Genomic DNA, 17,162 nt, shown 5'->3' on the forward strand with positions numbered 1-17,162 from the left:
TGGCCGAGACAACCACCAGCACATCACAGCCAGCTTCCTTTTGTTTTTTGACACGCTCGGCCACGGCCTTAATGCGCTCAAGATCCCCCACGGATGTTCCACCGAACTTCATGACGATCCGAGGGACGGAACCGGGCATAATTTTTTTCTCCACCAGACGGGCTGCAAATGGTTGCGAAGCTTCACAAGGCGCGTCACATACCCTTCCCGGCCCCCTCTCGTCCAGCGGGGGAGATCAGCAGGAAAGGAATTTTGTTCCATGCATCCCTCCAGCCGAGACGCTGCCTCTTCCGTTTCTCCTGAGGAAATCGCCCGCTTCAGCGCACTGGCCAGCCAGTGGTGGGACCCAACCGGCCCCATGCGCCCACTGCACGCCATGAACGCCCTGCGCATTAGCTGGGCCTGCCGCCACTTCCCCATGCGGGGCCGCACCACGCGCCATGTTCGGGTGCTGGATATTGGCTGCGGCGCAGGTCTTGCCAGTGAGGCTCTGGCCAAAGCCGGCCATGATGTTCTGGGGCTTGATGCCTCGGCAGACGGCATCGCCGCCGCCCGTGCGCATCTGGAAGCCCACCCGCTGCCGGAAGGCTCTGGCACACTGGACTACCGGGTTGGCAGTGCGGAAGAACTGGTGGAAGAAAAGGCGAAATTTGACGCCGTTGTCGCCTTAGAAATTATCGAGCATGTCACTGATCCTGAAGCATTTATGAAAATGCTGGCTGATCTGGTGGAGCCCGGTGGGATTGTGATTGTCTCCACCATGAACCGCACCCTGCGCTCTTTGGCAGTTGGTAAAATCGGGGCGGAATATGTGCTCCGTTTGCTGCCTATCGGCACGCATGAATGGCGCAAATTCCTCACCCCGGCAGAACTGGGGCGGTTTGGCCGGGAGGCCGATCTGCGCATTCAGGCCCTCGCTGGCATGTCCCCCTCTCTTTCCGGGTGGAAAGAGAGCCGGGATCTGAGCGTGAACTACATCGCTGCCTTCAGGAAGGGCTGACGTCCGTCGGATCAGCCGCGATTGTCATGAATTCAAAACATGTGGGGCTTCCAACTGGTGTGAAGTCCCACGTGAAGCTGATCTTGCCGGTCGTCTTATCCACACGGAATGATGTGATGGAATCACTCCTCTGGTTTGCAACATACAAATAGCTGCCAGACGGATCGAACATCAGAGACCGCCCATAATCGGCATGGGTCCAGATTTCATCCACCAGAGTCAGGCTGCCATCTTTGGACACCTGAAAGACTGCCAGCGAATCCCCCAGCCGATTTGAGACGTACAAAAAGCGCTCATCCGGGGAGAGCAGAATACCAGCCGCCAGCGTACTACCCCGGAAATGGGCCGTGACAGAACTCACAGTCTGCTGCGGAGAAATTTTGCCGGTTTGCGGGTCAAAATCCGCCACCACGACCTTGGAATCCTGCTCACACAGCAGATAAATCTTCTTACCTTCAGACCCGAAGACGTAGTGACGTGGCGCAGAGCCGGGCGTCATGGTTGTAAAGGGAACGGCAGCTGGTGAAAGCTTTCCAGTCTCCAGATTGATGGTCCAGACGTACACGCGGTCCAGCCCGGCATCCATCACCAGCACGAATTTGCCGCTCGGATCGGTCTTGATCATGTGCGGATGCGCTGAGGAATGGTCGCTCACGGCAAAGTTACCGGGCGGGTTATCCGCAGCGCGGTCGGGCATCCGGGGGCCGGAGTTATGGATAAGGTCCGTCATGCGGCCCAGAGAGCCATCTGCCAGAACATGCAGAATGCCAATGGTGCCACCTGTGTAATTCGCCACCATGACAAACCGGCCTGAGGGGTGAACGCTCAGATGCGCAGGGTCAGCCCCACCCGAGGCAACCGTATTCAGCTTTTTCAGCCCACCTGTTGCCTGATCCACCAGAAAGGCCGTTACGGACCCGCTGTGCGAGGTGTCAAAATCATTAATCTCGCTCAGCGCATACAGAAAACGCCGGTCGGGTGAGAGCGTGATGTAAGAGGGGCTGGCGATATCCGTAAAGGTTGTCAGGTTGGTCAGCACACCCGTTTTCTGATTCATCTCGAAAACGCTGATGCCTTCTCCATTCCCGCCGGGCGGCCCGTGCTTGGTGTAACCACCAATGTAACAGATGGTCCGCCGGGTTGGTTTTTCATCCTGCGAAGGCGCTTTTGCTGTATCATCCGCCGCCTGTGCAGGCAGAGCGACAGTCAAAGCACCCGCAAAACTACCCAGACCAAAAATACGCCGGGAAAAGGAGTGTGTCATACTGTTATCGCCTTGTTATTTTTATTTCAGGGCATTTTACAAACTGGCCCCAGTGTCCCCTCATACCGCGTCCAGGTCTGTGTTTCACCAAAAAGTGGCAGGCCTATATAGCCACGCAACTTCAGAACATCTTTCTGCGGAGACCAGATCTGGGCCTGATAGACATGCCCGCTATCCGGATCGAGGATCTTGCCGTTCCAGCGCTTTTTATCATCGGACGACTGACGGAAGCCCGTCAGCATCTGAAGGCCGCATTCAGACTGGCCCTTATGGTCTTTGGGCACATCGTCCCCCTGATAGCTCAGGCCGACGAGCTGACCACAGACGGTATCGCCGCACATCCCAATCTTGAAAACGCCATCATGCCCCTGACTGAGCCAGTAGCCCATAAAGACGCTTTCCGGTGCTTCCGCAGCCTGCGCCTGAGCTGGTGCCATCCCTGCGGCACAGAGCAGAAACGAGCTGAGAAACGCCGTCATCCATGCGTTTTTGAGAATCACGCTGCTCTTCTCCCTTTTCAGACACGCCAGCAGAACGGCGGTACGGGCTGGAACCAGCTGGTGGTCATGCCACGTTACCGCCAGCCCTTCAACATTCAGCCATCAGCGCGGCGCACCCATGGAATACTCAAAACATCCACGCCTTCTTCCGCCAGCATGGAACGATCCTCTTCCGAGGCCTGACCGTAGATCCCGCGTTCCGGCGCTTCCTTGTGGTGCATCCGCAAGGCTTCCTCAGCAAAGCGATCGCCCACGTTTTCACACCCCGTTTCCACGGCCTGCCGGATTTTCTGAAAGGCCGCGACCATCTGGTCGGGCAGAACAGGACTGACAGGCTTTTCCCCCGCATTTTCAGCCGGGACTTCAGGACACTGGCGAGGCGCTGGCCCCTCAGAGCGTTTTTTGGCAATGGCGGGAGCCATCAGGGCCTGCTGCACGCCTGCGTGGCCGCATTCTGGGCAGGACAGAAAGCCACCAGCCTGTAACTGCGCAAAAGTCGCGCTGTCACGGTACCAGCCTTCAAACTCATGCCCGGCAGCACAGCGCAAACGGTAGCAGATCATCCCTCGCCTTCCTGGATCAGTCCGCCAGCCCAAGAGCGGCGTTCAGCTGCCCCTGCCGTTCCAGACGCATCAGATCATCACAGCCGCCCAGAGGCCGCCCATCCACAAATGTCTGCGGCACAGTGGTGCTACCGCCTGAGCGCTCACTGGCCAGCTCCCGTTCCGGCGTGCCACGGGGGGCATTAATCTCCTTGAACGGCACATTCTTGCTCTCAAGAAGCCGCACAGCGCGCACGCAATATGGGCAACCGGGCTGCGTATAAATTTCTATTGCTGGCATCGTGCCGTTTTCCTCATTTTTATAGGGACCGCTAAACCGGCCCTCGTGGTGCCTGCCAGACCCGGCATGCCGCCCTCTCTGTTCACATAGTTGTTTCCATGACAGGAAAATCAAGATCAACTTCTTTTTGCGCAGGCACCCTCCCCGCCACCAGCAGACTGACTGACGCCGCACCGGCATCCCGCAAGACCTGTGTGCAGACCGTTGCTGTTGCCCCCGTTGTCAGCACATCATCCACCAACACCACAGATCGGCCTGCAAACTGTGAGACGCGCCCGGGATGCACGGCAATGGCATCCACCATTTCGGCCTTGCGTTCCTGCGGTGAAAAACTCGCCAGACGCGAGGTTGCTTTTCTGCGCACCAGAGCATCCGGCACACACTGCAATCCGGTTCTCCGCGCCAATGCCCAGGCCAGAATCGCAGCCTGATTGTACCGCCGCCCGATTAAGCGCCAGCGATGCACCGGCACAGGCACCAGCACGACGTCCGATGTTAAAATATCCTCTCCCGCCTGCACCATACGGTTTGCCAGAAAGCGGGCATTTTCCAACCTATCGGCATATTTTAGTTGCAGGATCAGATCCCGGCTCGCCTGATCATATAAAAATGCTGCCCGGGCATGCGCCCACAGCGGATGATGGCGCTCACACGCCGGGCATAATCCGTCTGCTCCGATATAAGCCTGTGCGGTTTGTGGCGTGGCACACGCATCACAGCAGGGCGCGCCGCTGGGGTGCAACCGTCCGAAGCAGTCTGTGCAGACCAGTCCCGCCTGCGCCACATCCTCATTGCATAACAGGCACGTAGGCGGAAACAGCACATCCAGCGCTGCCGTCCCTATTTTCCGAGCGTATTTTCCCACCATCACAAAGCCTCGTACAGCATAGGTTTTTGCCGCATCTCCCCTTGGCAAACCAGCCTGAAACGCGCAGCGTCTCCCATTATGGATGCCCCCGTCATTTTTGACCGCAAGGCTGTCAAAGCCCACAGAACCCGCTCTGCCAGACTGCAAACCTCAGTCATGCCCATTCTGGATGCCGCTGCGGATATTCTGATGGACCGACTTGATGATGTCACCCGGCATTTCACCTGTGCGCTTGATCTGGGCGGTCGCGGGATTATGGCGCAACGTCTGATGGCGCGCGGCATTCCGGTGCTCTCGTCTGATCTTTCCCCCGCCATGGCAGCATGCGCTCCGGAACACGCCATCTGCGCGGATGAAGAAACGCTCCCCTTCGCTCCGCGCAGCTTTGATCTGGTCACCGCCAGCCTCTCCCTGCACTGGATTAACGACCTCCCCGGCACGTTCAGCCAGATTTGCCGCATCCTGAAGCCGGACGGCCTGTTCCTCGCCAGCATGCCCATCCTGCCCACGCTGCGTCCCTTGAGGCAGGCATTGGATGATGCCGAACTGGCATTATGTGATGGGATCTCGCCGCGTGTCTCGCCGCTGCCAACGCAGCAAAGCTGCGCGCACCTGCTCCAGCGTGCAGGCTTCGCCCTGCCGGTTGTGGATACAGAAAAACTGGATTTGCGTTACCGCTCTCTCATGGCGCTTTTGCAGGATTTACGCGCAGCAGGAGAAACAAATGCTCTGGCGCTGCGGAGCAAGACTGTGCCCCCGCGCCTCCTCTTCCCCGCAGCAGCCGCTGAGTTGAATCCGGATGAAGCGGACACGTTCGCCATGCCACTGCATATGGCTATTCTGACCGCATGGGCTCCCTCACCCACCCAGCAGCAGCCTTTAAAACCCGGCACCTTTACACATACGCTGGAGAGTGTTCTTGACGCTGCTCAGCCTGCATCGCCCACAGATAGCAAGCGTTCTTAACCGCCTGTTACACTCATATGGCGGACTGGGCCGGATACTTCTCCCGGCTTTGCGCCCAGCATGAAATCATGCCCCGTCGGCTTGCGATCAATAGCTGCCTGTATGCCTGCCAGAATAGCGGCATCATCCCCGCCAGAGCGCAGAATAGCCCGTAGATCCACGCCATCTTCATGCCCGAGGCAGGTATAAAGCTGCCCGGTGCAGGACAGCCGCACCCGGTTGCAGGTTGAGCAGAAATTGTGGCTCATCGGAGTGATAAAACCAATACGCTGCCCGGTTTCCGCCACGCGCATATAGCGCGCGGGCCCTCCTGAACGATCCGCCAGCGGCTCCAGCGTCCAGCGTTTGGCAAGATCCGCTTTGACCTCTGATAACGGCAGATAGCGCGCCGTGCGATCTTCCCCCGTATCCCCCATGGGCATGGTTTCAATCAGGCACAGATCAGCGCCAATTTCTCCGCACCATGCGAGCATGGCGTCAAATTCATCATCATTCACGCCAGCCATCGCCACGGCATTAACCCGCACTGCCATACCGACATCTCGTGCAGCCTTAATACCGTCCAATGTTGCGGCCAGTTTCCCTCGCCGCGTTATGCTGGCAAAACGCTCTTCATCCAGCGTATCAAGACTGACATTAACCCGCCGCACCCCGGCACGGAACAACGTCTCAGCATACAGCGCCAGCCTACTGCCATTGGTCGTCAGGGTTAATTCGTCCAGAGATCCTGCCTGTTCGGGATGGTGCAGCCATTGGCCCAGCGTTTCAAAAAACGGGCCAATATCTCGCCTGACCAGAGGCTCGCCCCCGGTAATCCGCAGCCGTTTAACGCCATGTTTCACAAAAACCTGACACAGCCGCAGCAGCTCCTCAAAATCCAGAACATCCGCGCGCGGCAAAAAAGTCATGCGTTCGGACATGCAGTATGTGCACCGCATGTCACAGCGATCTGTGACCGAAACACGAAGATAGGAGATGCGGCGCCCCGCAGGGTCCACTAAACCGGACAACATAGGTCCTCTATATAGTCGGAAGGAAACATTTTGTCGAAACCAAAAGTGGTTGCGCCGCCAGCAAACTTCAAGCAGACGGACTTTTCTTAATGCCCGGCGTTATTCCCGGAAAAATCTGGCGCGGACAAGCCTGATTGCGCCAGTTGTGCAACCACAGCCTGCTTCAGGCGCTCAAGAGCAGCCTCATCCGGCCCTTCCGCCCGCACCACCAACACGGCCTGCGTGTTGGATGCCCTTAGCAGCCACCAGCCATCGGGCGTGTTGACCCTTACGCCATCAATTTCAGAGACGTCCGCGCCTTCATGCCGCAAACGCGCGGCAACCTCCTCAATCACCTTGAACTTGCGCGTATCGTCACAATCAAAGCGCACTTCCGGGGTTGAAACGGTACGGGGCAGCGCCTCTCTGATGGCGGAAAGAGGCTTGTCCTGACGCGCGAGAATACCCAGCAGCCGCACAGCGGCATACAAGGCATCATCAAACCCGTACCATTTATCGGCAAAGAAAATATGGCCTGACATTTCTCCGGCCAGTGGAGACCCTGTTTCCGCCATTTTGGTCTTAATGAGAGAATGCCCGGTTCGCCACATCAGCGGCTTGCCACCGGCCTTGCGAACCTCATCAAACAGAACCTGGCTGGCTTTGACATCGGCGATAATCGTCGCACCGGGATGCGTTTTCAAAACGTCCCGCGCCAGCAGAATCAGGATCTGATCCCCCCAGAGGATTTCACCCTGATCATCCACCACGCCAACCCGGTCTGCATCGCCATCAAAAGCCAGACCAACATCAGCCTTCTGCCTGCGGACTTCCGCAATCAGCTGTTCAAGATTTTTCGCAACGGTCGGGTCTGGATGATGAGCTGGGAAATGGCCGTCAATCCCGCCATTTAGAACAATGTGTTCACCGGGCAACCCGGCAACCAGCTTTTGGAGAACGTCGCCAGCAGCGCTGTTCCCATTGTCCCAAACAACTTTTAGAGGCTTCTCGCCCCCATCCCAGTCTTTGAGCAACCGGCGCACGTAGTCCGTACGCAAATCAAGCCCGAGTATCGTCCCCCGTGCGAACGGCACGGCATGACCGGTTTCAGCAAGAACACCGAGTTCCTGAATCTGCGGCCCGAAAAAAGGCTTTCCGGCCAGCATCATCTTGAAGCCGTTATAATCTGCCGGGTTATGGCTCCCCGTTACCATCACTGCGCCATCAGCCTGCAGGGAGACAGACGCAAAATACAGCATCGGGGTCGGGCCACAGCGCACCCGCACAACATTCAACCCGCAGGCAACCAGCCCTTCAACCAGCGCATCTTCCAAATCCGGGGAAGACAGGCGGCCGTCGTAACCCGTCACAACAGTTTTGCCGCCATGACGAATGACAACAGAGCCAAACGTCCGCCCGATGGCAAAGGCATCTTCAGACGTGAGGCTTTTCCCGACAATCCCGCGAATATCATATTCGCGGAGACTGGTCGGGTTAAACGTGTGCGTAAACGTCATCAGATCTGAGACGTGTATTTCTTCAGGAATGCTTTCACATCGTCGGCAAGATCGGGGCGCTCGAGAGAGAATGCAATCTGCGCTTCCAGGAAGCCGATCTTGTTCCCGCAGTCAAAACGCTCGCCTTCATAGCGCAGGCCATGGAACGGCACGTGACCAATGGTTTTTGCCATGGCGTCCGTCAGCTGCACTTCACCACCAGCACCTCTTTCCAGCTTGGCCAGGTGCGTCATCACATCCGGGGTCAGAACATAACGGCCAATGATGGACAGGTTGGACGGAGCATCTTCCGGCTTGGGCTTTTCAACAAGGCCCTTCACTTCCACGAGGCGGCCATCATCCTTGCCAATGTCCAGAATACCGTAACGGTTGGTCTGCTCACGCGGCACTTCTGTTACCGCCACAACATTCCCGCCTGTCTGGTTATAGGCATCAACCAGTTGCTTCACGCAGGACGTGCCAGACTTCACAATGTCATCCGGCAGCAGGATAGCGAACGGGTCATCCCCGATGAAGCTGCGGGCACACCAGATGGCATGACCAAGGCCCAGCGGTTCCTGCTGACGCACCGCAACCAGAGAACCGGCTTCAATGCTGGTGGGTTCAAGCGCTTTCAGTGTGTCCAGCTTGTTGCGTTCACGCAGTGTCGCTTCGAGTTCGTAGGCAATGTCGAAATAATCGATCAGGGAATCTTTGCCACGGCCTGTAATGAGACAGAATTCTTCAATCCCAGCCTCACGTGCTTCGTCAATGGCGTACTGAATCAGCGGTCTGTCGACGACTGTCAGCATTTCCTTCGGCATAGCTTTGGTCGCCGGCAGGAAGCGTGTACCTAGCCCTGCAACCGGCAGGACTGCTTTACGTAAAGGCTTGGGCTTGGACACGAATACGACACCTTAAAAAATTAAAGTTACAACAAAAGTGAACTCTGTCGCTCGTAATCGCGGGAAGACCCGCTCGTCAAATCAATCCTGCCCGGCAGCAAAGCAACAGGGTGCTTTGCGCAAACACGCAGGAAAGTGTGACCCATACGGCAACACTAGCTCTATTTGCTTTTAAACCGGGAAAGCTGGGCCTGAATATGGCCAAATGAGCCAATTCGCAGCCATAAGCTGTTAAAAATTTAATATTTTGAGAAAAAGCAGCTCTCACAGAAACCAGAACAATTTTTAAACTGATTTTTGTGAGAGCTGAAAAAATGGTGCGGTCGAGAAGACTCGAACTTCCACGGGGTATTCCCCCACAAGCACCTCAAGCTTGCGCGTCTACCATTCCGCCACGACCGCACGTGACAACCAGCATCTGAAGAGCGATACCGTTTGGTGAGAAGCCCTATAACCGAACCGAGATCACGCGGCAATGACCAACGCACGTTTTTTATGGGAAATTAGCAAAAAGCCCGTTCCCTACCCTGCTGCACTGGCGCGTATGCAGACTTTAGCGCGGGAAATCCGGGCCAATGAGGCAGCTGAGCGGGTCTGGCTGCTGGAACACCCACCGCTTTTTACCGCCGGCACATCCGCAAAGGCGGAAGATTTATTCAACCCGCACCAGTACCCAACCTATGACGCAGGCCGTGGCGGGCAATGGACGTATCACGGGCCGGGGCAGCGAATCGCTTATGCGATGCTGGATCTTCACAACCCTCACGGCGAGGTCCGCGGGCGTGATGTGCGGTCTTACGTACATGGGCTGGAAGAATGGGTGATTCGCACCCTCGCAACATTCGGACTGAAAGGAGAATGTCGCGAAGGGCGTGTCGGCGTGTGGGTCATTGACCCCAGCACCGGTCAGGAAGAAAAAATTGCGGCCATCGGGGTCCGCGTCTCACGCTGGGTGAGCTGGCACGGGGTATCCATCAATCTGAACCCCCGCCTGTCCGACTTTGAAGGGATTGTACCCTGCGGCATTCGGGAATTTGGCGTCACCAGCTTTGAAAAGCTGGGGCTGAATGTCACGATGGCGCAGCTGGATGCAGCGCTAGCAGAAAGCTGGCAGGCTGTTTTTGGCAGCACACCCTCTGCGCTCACACCCCTCCCAGACGAATGAACAACGTGCGCTGCCGTTCATCCAGAATGCGAATTTCATAAAGCTCCAGAGCACGCCCGGCATCCCGGAAAATCAGCGTCACCAGCCCCTGTGACGGATTTTCCGTGCGGGTCAGTGAAATCTGCAAAATCCCTGGCGGTTTCTGAATATCGGTCACGGTCACCGGCCCGGAGAGCGTAATGGGATTGCCCATCAGCACACCCAACGGATTATGCGCGATCCCCATCCGTGTTTCTGACCCGGTCTTGCTATCCTTGAATACGGCATGCGCGCCTGACGCCTCAAGGTCCATGCTGTGCGGCACAGTATAATTCAGGTGCAGGTAGCCAGCGTGATAGGTCAGCACCCCACCCCCGGTCGAGCCATTTGGCCATGTCTGGGTAAAAGGCACATTTTCCAGCTTTGCAGCTCGCAGCCATGCTTCAACACGGGCCGTATCACTGGCCTGCGGGGCCTTCTGGCTACCCTGCCCGGTGGCGCAGGCCGCCAGAAAAGCGGGTGCCAGCAGCAGAATCTTGCGGCGCATCATGCCAGAGCGCTCTCTTCTTCCGGTGTCCGCAACGTAAGCGCCAAAGCGTGCAAACCGCTGCCAAATTCGTAGCTCAGCGCATCATGCACCATGCGGGAGCGATTCACTCTGTTCACGCCCTCAAAAAGAGGGCTGACCAGATAAACGCGAAAATGCGTTTCCGTCGCCCCGGCTTCCGGGCCACGCGTCATGGCCACATGGTGGGCATGACGGCTGCTTTCATCCAGAATTTCAAGCCGTGTCGGCTTAAAGGCAGCAGACAATGCGTCCCTTACCCGGCGGGCACGGATGCCGTCTGCCTCAGGCATGGAAGCTGAATTGCGTTGCGTCATCCTACGTTCCCTCTTGCACAGAACACACCAGCACGCACATAACCCTGATGATGAAGCGAAGGAATACCCGTCACCGGGCGTTCGATCCGGATCCGGATGCGCCCCAGCGCTGCTGTGACATGCCTGATTGTGAAAAGCCAGCAGGCTATCGTGCCCCCCGCTCACGCGAGACTCTTAACCAGTATTACTGGTTCTGTCTCGAGCATGTGCGGGAGTATAACGCACGCTGGGATTACTACAAAGGGATGTCACCCGGCCAGATTGAAGCGCATCTGCGTGCCGATATCGCATGGGATCGGCCGTCCTGGGCGTTTGGCCAGAGCGCCAAGCCCGGCAAGCAGACGTTTCATGAAGAAGACGTGCTGGACCCGCTTGATATCCTTGGCCAGAACCGGCGCTCCCGTGCGGAACGCGCGAAAAGCCGTGCCGCCCCCGGCGCACCGGAAGCCCTGCGGGAACCGCTGGCAACGCTCGGCCTGCCCTGGCCCGTGACCCTGGATGATGCAAAAGCGCGTTACCGCTCACTGGCCCGCAAGCATCACCCGGATGCCAACAATGGTGACCGGCGCTCGGAAGAGCGGCTGAAAAGCATCAATGTTGCGTTCACCGCTCTCAGGGCACATCTTATGTCAGAGGGCCTCGAAAAAGCGGGGTAACCATGCCATGCTGCCTGCATTATAAAGAGGCAGCCCTGACACCGATGCGTGTCTGACTGTCTTTTCGGAATGCCCACCTACCAGACGGATAAAGAATGACTGATTCTGCCAGCCTGACCACCACAGGCGATCTTCCCCCGATTTCAGCTCTTTCTGCGCCTGATCTTCAGGTTTCTGTGCGCGAGGTGTTTGGTATCGATTCTGACCTGACGGTTCCGGCCTTCTCCATCCGCACCGAGCATGTGCCGGAGATCGACCCCGCCTATCTGTTTGACCACGATACCACGCTGGCCATTCTGGCAGGCTTTGCGTTCAACCGCCGTGTTATGGTGCAGGGCTTCCACGGGACCGGGAAGTCTTCCCACATTGAGCAGATTTCTGCCCGCCTGAACTGGCCGTGCGTGCGCATCAATCTGGACAGCCATGTCTCCCGTATCGACCTGATCGGCAAGGACGCCATTGTGGTGCGGGACGGCCAGCAGATTACGGAATTTCAGGAAGGCCTGCTGCCCTGGTGCCTCCAGCACCCCTGCGCTCTGGTGTTTGACGAATATGACGCAGGCCGCCCGGATGTGATGTTCGTCATCCAGCGCGTACTGGAAGTTGAAGGCCAGCTGACCCTGCTGGATCAGAACCGCGTGATCAAACCGCACCCGTGGTTCCGTCTGTTCGCCACGGCCAACACCATTGGTCTGGGTGACACCACGGGGCTGTATCACGGCACGCAGCAGATCAATCAGGGCCAGATGGACCGCTGGAACATCGTCACTTCCCTGAACTATCTGCCGCATGCGCAGGAAGTGGGCATTGTCCTCTCCCGCATGGGCATCAGCCCGGATGACAGAGAAGCCCGTCGCACCATTGAAAGCATGGTCGCGCTGGCGGAACTCACGCGCGCCGGCTTCATGGCGGGTGATCTGTCCACCGTAATGTCCCCGCGCTCCGTGATCGCCTGGGCGGAAAACGAGAAGATTTTCAAGGATACGGCGTTCGCCTTCCGCGTGACCTTCCTCAACAAGTGTGATGAGGCCGAACGCGGCATGGTAGCCGAATATTATCAGCGCTGCTTCAACAAAAGTCCCCTGTCCAAATAAGGGCGCCTGAAGCACAAACGGAGAGCGGCTTTATCAATGGCTGACAGCAGGAAGGGAGCGCACGCTCCACCGTCTGGCCATAACCGGCCAGCCAGCGAGTCCGAGCAGACCAACCGGGTTGATGCCTTCAAGCAGGCCACCGCGGCAACATTGCGGGCCATTGGCGGCCAGCGGGAAGCAGAGGTTTCATTCCACACAGGCAACATGCCTGTGGGGCCGATCAGTCTTGCCGGAAAAATCCGCCTTCCCCAGCCTTCCCGCCATATGGATGAGGAAGAGATCGAGCGTATCCGTGGGGTCGCGGATGCGCAGGCGCTCCGGCTAAAACATCATGACTTTGACCTGCACCGCGCCCGCCAGCCCGACGATACTGTGGCACGAGACGTGTATGACGCTCTGGAACAGGCCCGTATTGAGGCCGTTGGCGCACGGCACATGCGCGGCGTGGCCGCTAACCTGCGCCACAGACTGGAAAAGGATTGTCAGGCTGCCGGGCTGGACCGGATTACCGACCCTGACGAACTCTCTCCGGCAGTCGCTCTGGAACTGCTGGCGCGGGAACGCCTGACTGGCGAGCCAGCCCCGGACTCTGCTCAGCCTATCTTACGCAAATGGCAGGCGGCTCTTTCCCCGCAGGCGCAAACTGCTCTGGAAAATCTGGCGCTCAGTCAGGATGATCAGGCTGCTTACGCTAAAGCGACCCGGAAACTTCTGGCAGCCTGCTCTCTGACGGAAGATGATACGCCGTCTGACGAGATGGAAGCCGATGATAACGGCTCCGACTCTGCCGCGAACGAAGACGAAAGCAACGCCCCGCCACCGGAAGCGCAGGAGGAAGATGTTCCACCTGAACCGGACTCCTCTTCCGACCCTGTCCCGCAGCCGGAGCTGATGGGCGGCGGTGGTGAAGCCTCACCTGAAGCACTGGAAGAAGACCGTGAAGGTAGCGGCGCAGATGGCACGGGTGAAGCCGCTGGCCCCAGTGCCCCGCCTGAGCGCGAGGCCGGAGAGACTGCTGGTGGTTACCATGCTTACACCACCGCTTTTGATGAAGAAATTAAAGCCGAAGAGTTGTGTGACCCGGAAGAACTGACCCGCCTGCGGCATCAGCTGGATCTGCAACTGGCAACCTTGCAGGGCGTCGTCTCCCGCCTGGCCAACAAGCTGCAACGCCGCCTGATGGCACAGCAGACGCGCGCGTGGGAGTTTGACCTTGACGACGGCATTCTGGATGCCGGGCGTCTCTCCCGCATTGTGGTCAACCCCATGCTGTCCCTCTCCTACAAGCGGGAACAGGAAACGGAATTCCGCGATACGGTTGTCACGCTGCTGATTGATAACTCCGGCTCCATGCGGGGCCGCCCCATTTCTGTTGCGGCATCCTGCGGAGATATTCTGGCCCGCACACTGGAACGCTGTGGCGTGAAAGTGGAAATTCTCGGCTTTACCACCCGTGCATGGAAAGGCGGCCAGAGCCGCGAGCAATGGGTCAAAGACGGCAAACCGGCAGAACCCGGCCGCCTGAATGACCTGCGGCATATCATCTACAAAGCGGCCGACATGCCCTGGCGGCGGGCTCGCCCCAATCTGGGCCTGATGCTGCGTGAAGGGCTTTTGAAAGAAAATATCGACGGCGAAGCCCTGCTCTGGGCCTGGAAGCGCATCAAAGGCCGACCTGAATCCCGCAAAATTCTGATGGTCATTTCAGACGGCGCGCCGGTGGATGACAGCACGCTCTCCGTCAACCCAGCATCCTATCTGGAAGACCATCTGCGCGCCGTCATTCATCAGATTGAAGAGCGTAGCCCGGTCGAACTGACCGCAATCGGAATTGGTCATGACGTAGGCCGGTATTACCAGCGTGCTGTGACCATTACCGATGCGGAAGAACTGGGCGGCACCATGCTGCAGGCCCTCTCCGGCCTGTTTGATGAAAAACAGAACCGGCCCGGCCGCCGCGGTAAAGCCAAACGGCGGTAAAACCCGGTTTTTCAGTTCTCATCCTTCAGTGCAGGCGAAGGCGTAAAAACCTGCACCTGCACTGAAAGATGAGGCTGGCTTTTCGGCCTGCCCTGCAGACATCCCTCAAGCAGTCTGACGCTCCAGCGTATGCCCGAGCCGTTTTTCCGCCAGATCCAGCAAAGTATCCAGCATGAGATCTGCATCGGCTTCCACCGTGCGGTGGTTGACGATCGCAGCCCGAATGGCACGCTTGCCATGCACGATTGTGGTTGAGGGTGCAGCTACGCCACTTTCCTGCAGGTCTTTCACTAGCTCACCATTCAGGGTGTCTTCATCTGTGTCTGGTGCAATCACCCGAAAGCAGACAATGTTGAGCGTCACGGGTGCCAGCAGTTCGAGGCAAGGCGTTGCCTGAACCCGTGTGGCCAGATGCTGCGCCACAGCACAACATTGGGACACCACGCCGCCAAGCCGTTCGGTTCCAAACGAAGCCAGCGTGAACCAGACCTTCAGAGCCCGGAAACCACGGGAGAGATCAGGGCCCAGATCACAAAACCACGGTGCTCCGGCAGCCAGCCCGCGATCTTCGCGCGACAAATAAGCGAGTGACTGCGCAAACGCCGCCGCCTGACGGCCCGGTTCGCGCACCAGAACGCACCCGGCGTCATAAGGGGTCTGCGCCCATTTATGGAAATCAAACGCAATGCTGTTAGCGCGCTCCATGCCTGCCAGTGCTGGAGCGTAGTGTGGAGAAAGGCGAGCCATCGCGCCAAATGCCCCATCCACATGGAACCAGAGGTTTTCAGCCTCAGCAAAATCCGCCAGAGCTGTCAGCGGATCAATCGAGCCGGTATCAACCGTCCCTGCCGTGCCCACCACCACAAATGGTTCCAGCCCGGCTGCCCGATCTGCCGCGACCATCTGCCGCAGGGCCGCCATATCCATTCGGAAATCTGCATCGACCGGCACCCGCCGCAGCGCCTGCGTGCCAAGGCCTGCCATATCAAAAGCGCGGGCAATGCAACCGTGGGCCGTTTGAGCAGCGTAGCCAACCAGCTTACGACCTGCCAGCCCAGCGCTCCGCATCTCAAGGCCCCCGTCCACAGCGCGGCTGGCCGTGATCATGGCGATAAAATTGGCCATGGAAGAGCCCGTGACCAGCACACCCGTTGCAGTTTCGGGAAAGCCCAGCATGGTCGCGGCCCAGCGGACAACCATGCGCTCCACTTCAATCGGCGCATGATCCCGGCCACCAAGATTGGCGTTCAGGCCCGCGGCCAGAAGCTCGGCCAGCATCCCCTGTGGCGTGCCGCCCCCATGCACCCACCCCATAAAACGCGGGTGCCGGTTGCCAGTCGCGTAGGGCGTCACGGAGTGGGAAAACTGGTCGTAAAGTGCCGTCAGAGAGGTTTCCTGCGTGGGGAGCTCGGCATCCCGAAAGCCCTGACGGACGGTATCTGGCATGGGCTGCCAGACCGGGCCGGAGGCCACGTTCTGCACGTTATCCAGCATTTCATCCAGCATGCGGTGCCCCAGCGCCCGTAATGCGTCCCAGTTTTCCGGATCAAGCCCCGCCACGTTTTACTCCTTTTGCGGCCCTCCTGCCGCCTGCAGGCCTTCCGCGTTTTCCTGCGTCATGCGGGCAAATTTTCTGGCCAGCACCGCACAGACGAACAACTGGATCTGGTGATAGATCATCAGCGGCAGGACGATAAGCCCGACAGACGCTGCGGGGAACAGCACGTTGGCCATCGGCACGCCAGACGCCAGGGTTTTCTTGGAGCCACAAAACACAATGGCAATCTCATCACGCAGCGGCACACCTGCCAGGCGGCTGCCATAAGCCGTAATCAACAGCACGCACACCAGCAGCAGGAAATCCACCAGTGCAATCAGAGCAAGCTGGCTCAGCGGCAGGCGGTGCCACAAGCCCTGCATCACGGCCTCACTAAAGGCCGTGTAGACCACAATCAGGATAGACCCGCGATCCGTGAGAGAAAGCAGCTTCTTATTGCGGTGAGCCCACTTGCCGATCCATGGCTGGAGCAGCTGACCGAGAAGAAAAGGCAGCAACAGCTGGAAGACGATATTCATCACATTGCCAGAGGCTCCGCCATGCTTGCTGAGCACCAGTCCCACCAGAAATGGCGTGATAAAAATCCCTGCAATGTTGGACGCCGTGGCCGCACAGACAGCCGCTGGCACATTACCCCCACCAATGGAGGTAAACGCAATGGAAGACTGCACAGTGGAGGGCAGGCAGCACAGGAACAGCACCCCGAGCCAGACATCATTCTGCAAAAGCCCCGGCATCAGAGCATGCGCGGCCAGCCCCAGCAGCGGGAACAGGACAAATGTGCACGCCAGAATAATCAGATGCAGCCGCCAGGCCATCACCCCATCAACGACTGCCTTACGGGACAGGCGCGCGCCTTGCAGGAAAAACATCAGGGCAATGACAAGAATGGCAAGCCACTGAAAAACCGGCACGGCCGCACCATGGCACGGCAGGACCGTCGCCAGAAAAATGGTGCAGAGCAGGCCAATGAGGAAGGGGTCCAGTCTGAACATCTGCTGCGCTCTTTTTAAT

General features: G+C 58.2%; 19 protein-coding genes and 1 tRNA gene. 6 read left to right on the forward strand and 14 right to left on the reverse strand.

The window, feature by feature from the left end; translation table 11 throughout:
- A partial coding sequence (locus tag AD930_RS17540; protein ID WP_456303517.1) for an amino acid kinase family protein occupies positions 1 to 139 on the reverse strand: 139 nt, incomplete at its 3' end.
- A 120-nt stretch (positions 140 to 259) separates the two neighbouring features.
- Here AD930_RS17540 and ubiG point away from each other — a divergent pair.
- Entirely contained in the window at positions 260 to 1,000 is a 741-nt protein-coding gene (gene ubiG / locus AD930_RS15570) for a bifunctional 2-polyprenyl-6-hydroxyphenol methylase/3-demethylubiquinol 3-O-methyltransferase UbiG (RefSeq protein ID WP_061507001.1), read from the forward strand.
- On the opposite strand, the gene AD930_RS15575 is transcribed toward ubiG, so the two are convergent.
- The 5 genes from AD930_RS15575 to AD930_RS15595 form a co-directional block, all read right to left on the reverse strand.
- On the reverse strand, positions 987 to 2,264 hold the full coding sequence (locus tag AD930_RS15575) for a lactonase family protein (protein WP_061490828.1): 1,278 nt from the start codon (positions 2,262 to 2,264) through the stop codon (positions 987 to 989). The two genes, ubiG and AD930_RS15575, sit on opposite strands and share 14 nt — an antisense overlap.
- A gap of 26 nt (positions 2,265 to 2,290) precedes the next feature.
- Positions 2,291 to 2,764 (reverse strand): DUF2147 domain-containing protein, encoded by a 474-nt coding sequence (locus tag AD930_RS15580; RefSeq protein WP_231866741.1) that lies wholly within the window; start codon positions 2,762 to 2,764, stop codon positions 2,291 to 2,293.
- Between the two features lie 95 nt (positions 2,765 to 2,859).
- Positions 2,860 to 3,327 carry a DUF1178 family protein gene (locus AD930_RS15585; protein ID WP_061490830.1) on the reverse strand — a complete coding sequence of 156 codons (468 nt, stop codon included), beginning with the start codon at positions 3,325 to 3,327 and terminating at the stop codon, positions 2,860 to 2,862.
- 16 nt (positions 3,328 to 3,343) lie between these two features.
- Positions 3,344 to 3,607: a glutaredoxin 3 gene (grxC, locus tag AD930_RS15590; protein WP_043552517.1), complete on the reverse strand. Its 264-nt coding sequence runs from the start codon at positions 3,605 to 3,607 to the stop codon at positions 3,344 to 3,346.
- 82 nt (positions 3,608 to 3,689) lie between these two features.
- Positions 3,690 to 4,475: a ComF family protein gene (locus AD930_RS15595; protein WP_061507002.1), complete on the reverse strand. Its 786-nt coding sequence runs from the start codon at positions 4,473 to 4,475 to the stop codon at positions 3,690 to 3,692.
- Between the two features lie 78 nt (positions 4,476 to 4,553).
- Between AD930_RS15595 and AD930_RS15600 the strand changes: the two genes are divergently transcribed.
- A complete protein-coding gene (locus tag AD930_RS15600; protein WP_061507003.1) occupies positions 4,554 to 5,441 on the forward strand; it encodes a methyltransferase domain-containing protein in 888 nt (295 codons plus the stop codon).
- Here AD930_RS15600 and moaA read toward each other — a convergent pair.
- From moaA to AD930_RS15620, 4 genes are all read right to left on the reverse strand, one after another.
- Positions 5,438 to 6,454, reverse strand: a complete 1,017-nt coding sequence (gene moaA, locus AD930_RS15605; RefSeq protein ID WP_061507004.1) for a GTP 3',8-cyclase MoaA — start codon at positions 6,452 to 6,454, stop codon at positions 5,438 to 5,440. The genes AD930_RS15600 and moaA overlap by 4 nt on opposite strands.
- 86 nt (positions 6,455 to 6,540) lie before the next feature.
- Positions 6,541 to 7,950, reverse strand: a complete 1,410-nt coding sequence (gene pgmG, locus AD930_RS15610; RefSeq protein WP_061507005.1) for a phosphoglucomutase/phosphomannomutase PgmG — start codon at positions 7,948 to 7,950, stop codon at positions 6,541 to 6,543.
- A complete protein-coding gene (galU, locus tag AD930_RS15615) occupies positions 7,950 to 8,834 on the reverse strand; it encodes a UTP--glucose-1-phosphate uridylyltransferase GalU (RefSeq protein WP_061503227.1) in 885 nt (294 codons plus the stop codon). Before galU ends, pgmG begins: the two co-directional genes overlap by 1 nt.
- A gap of 315 nt (positions 8,835 to 9,149) precedes the next feature.
- A tRNA-Leu gene (locus AD930_RS15620) sits at positions 9,150 to 9,236 on the reverse strand.
- Between the two features lie 73 nt (positions 9,237 to 9,309).
- Between AD930_RS15620 and lipB the strand changes: the two genes are divergently transcribed.
- Entirely contained in the window at positions 9,310 to 9,999 is a 690-nt protein-coding gene (gene lipB, locus AD930_RS15625) for a lipoyl(octanoyl) transferase LipB (RefSeq protein ID WP_061507006.1), read from the forward strand.
- Here lipB and AD930_RS15630 read toward each other — a convergent pair.
- Both AD930_RS15630 and AD930_RS15635 read right to left on the reverse strand, forming a co-directional pair.
- Complete coding sequence (locus tag AD930_RS15630) at positions 9,977 to 10,528, reverse strand: hypothetical protein (RefSeq protein WP_061507007.1); 552 nt, start codon at positions 10,526 to 10,528, stop codon at positions 9,977 to 9,979. The genes lipB and AD930_RS15630 overlap by 23 nt on opposite strands.
- A complete protein-coding gene (locus AD930_RS15635) occupies positions 10,525 to 10,860 on the reverse strand; it encodes a BolA family protein (protein WP_061507008.1) in 336 nt (111 codons plus the stop codon). The genes AD930_RS15630 and AD930_RS15635 overlap by 4 nt, the downstream gene beginning before the upstream one ends.
- Before the next feature lie 47 nt (positions 10,861 to 10,907).
- Here AD930_RS15635 and AD930_RS15640 point away from each other — a divergent pair, with 47 nt between their 5' ends.
- The 3 genes from AD930_RS15640 to cobT all read left to right on the forward strand — a co-directional run bounded on the left by AD930_RS15640 (position 10,908) and on the right by cobT (position 14,590).
- Positions 10,908 to 11,516: a DnaJ domain-containing protein gene (locus tag AD930_RS15640; protein WP_081894473.1), complete on the forward strand. Its 609-nt coding sequence runs from the start codon at positions 10,908 to 10,910 to the stop codon at positions 11,514 to 11,516.
- Between the two features lie 95 nt (positions 11,517 to 11,611).
- The gene (locus tag AD930_RS15645; RefSeq protein ID WP_061507009.1) at positions 11,612 to 12,610 is read left to right on the forward strand and encodes an AAA family ATPase; all 999 of its coding nucleotides are present in this window, start codon (positions 11,612 to 11,614) and stop codon (positions 12,608 to 12,610) included.
- 36 nt (positions 12,611 to 12,646) lie between these two features.
- On the forward strand, positions 12,647 to 14,590 hold the full coding sequence (cobT, locus tag AD930_RS15650; protein WP_061507010.1) for a cobaltochelatase subunit CobT: 1,944 nt from the start codon (positions 12,647 to 12,649) through the stop codon (positions 14,588 to 14,590).
- A gap of 105 nt (positions 14,591 to 14,695) precedes the next feature.
- Here cobT and AD930_RS15655 read toward each other — a convergent pair whose 3' ends face one another.
- Complete coding sequence (locus tag AD930_RS15655) at positions 14,696 to 16,150, reverse strand: pyridoxal phosphate-dependent decarboxylase family protein (RefSeq protein WP_061507011.1); 1,455 nt, start codon at positions 16,148 to 16,150, stop codon at positions 14,696 to 14,698.
- Positions 16,151 to 16,153: 3 nt separating this feature from the next.
- Entirely contained in the window at positions 16,154 to 17,143 is a 990-nt protein-coding gene (locus AD930_RS15660; RefSeq protein WP_043552495.1) for a bile acid:sodium symporter family protein, read from the reverse strand.
- Positions 17,144 to 17,162 lie beyond the last annotated feature (19 nt).

Origin of the sequence: Acetobacter malorum, from assembly GCF_001580615.1 — a bacterium.
Taxonomy (GTDB): domain Bacteria; phylum Pseudomonadota; class Alphaproteobacteria; order Acetobacterales; family Acetobacteraceae; genus Acetobacter; species Acetobacter malorum.

Bases quoted from the DNA above. Each gene is read 5' to 3' on its own strand.
- ubiG (WP_061507001.1), top strand. From the start codon at position 260: ATGCATCCCTCCAGCCGAGACGCTGCCTCTTCCGTTTCTCCTGAGGAA.
- AD930_RS15575 (WP_061490828.1), bottom strand. From the start codon at position 2,264: ATGACACACTCCTTTTCCCGGCGTATTTTTGGTCTGGGTAGTTTTGCG.
- AD930_RS15585 (WP_061490830.1), bottom strand. From the start codon at position 3,327: ATGATCTGCTACCGTTTGCGCTGTGCTGCCGGGCATGAGTTTGAAGGC.
- grxC (WP_043552517.1), bottom strand. From the start codon at position 3,607: ATGCCAGCAATAGAAATTTATACGCAGCCCGGTTGCCCATATTGCGTG.
- AD930_RS15595 (WP_061507002.1), bottom strand. From the start codon at position 4,475: ATGGTGGGAAAATACGCTCGGAAAATAGGGACGGCAGCGCTGGATGTG.
- AD930_RS15600 (WP_061507003.1), top strand. From the start codon at position 4,554: ATGGATGCCCCCGTCATTTTTGACCGCAAGGCTGTCAAAGCCCACAGA.
- moaA (WP_061507004.1), bottom strand. From the start codon at position 6,454: ATGTTGTCCGGTTTAGTGGACCCTGCGGGGCGCCGCATCTCCTATCTT.
- pgmG (WP_061507005.1), bottom strand. From the start codon at position 7,950: ATGACGTTTACGCACACGTTTAACCCGACCAGTCTCCGCGAATATGAT.
- lipB (WP_061507006.1), top strand. From the start codon at position 9,310: ATGACCAACGCACGTTTTTTATGGGAAATTAGCAAAAAGCCCGTTCCC.
- AD930_RS15630 (WP_061507007.1), bottom strand. From the start codon at position 10,528: ATGATGCGCCGCAAGATTCTGCTGCTGGCACCCGCTTTTCTGGCGGCC.
- AD930_RS15635 (WP_061507008.1), bottom strand. From the start codon at position 10,860: ATGACGCAACGCAATTCAGCTTCCATGCCTGAGGCAGACGGCATCCGT.
- AD930_RS15640 (WP_081894473.1), top strand. From the start codon at position 10,908: ATGATGAAGCGAAGGAATACCCGTCACCGGGCGTTCGATCCGGATCCG.
- AD930_RS15645 (WP_061507009.1), top strand. From the start codon at position 11,612: ATGACTGATTCTGCCAGCCTGACCACCACAGGCGATCTTCCCCCGATT.
- cobT (WP_061507010.1), top strand. From the start codon at position 12,647: ATGGCTGACAGCAGGAAGGGAGCGCACGCTCCACCGTCTGGCCATAAC.
- AD930_RS15660 (WP_043552495.1), bottom strand. From the start codon at position 17,143: ATGTTCAGACTGGACCCCTTCCTCATTGGCCTGCTCTGCACCATTTTT.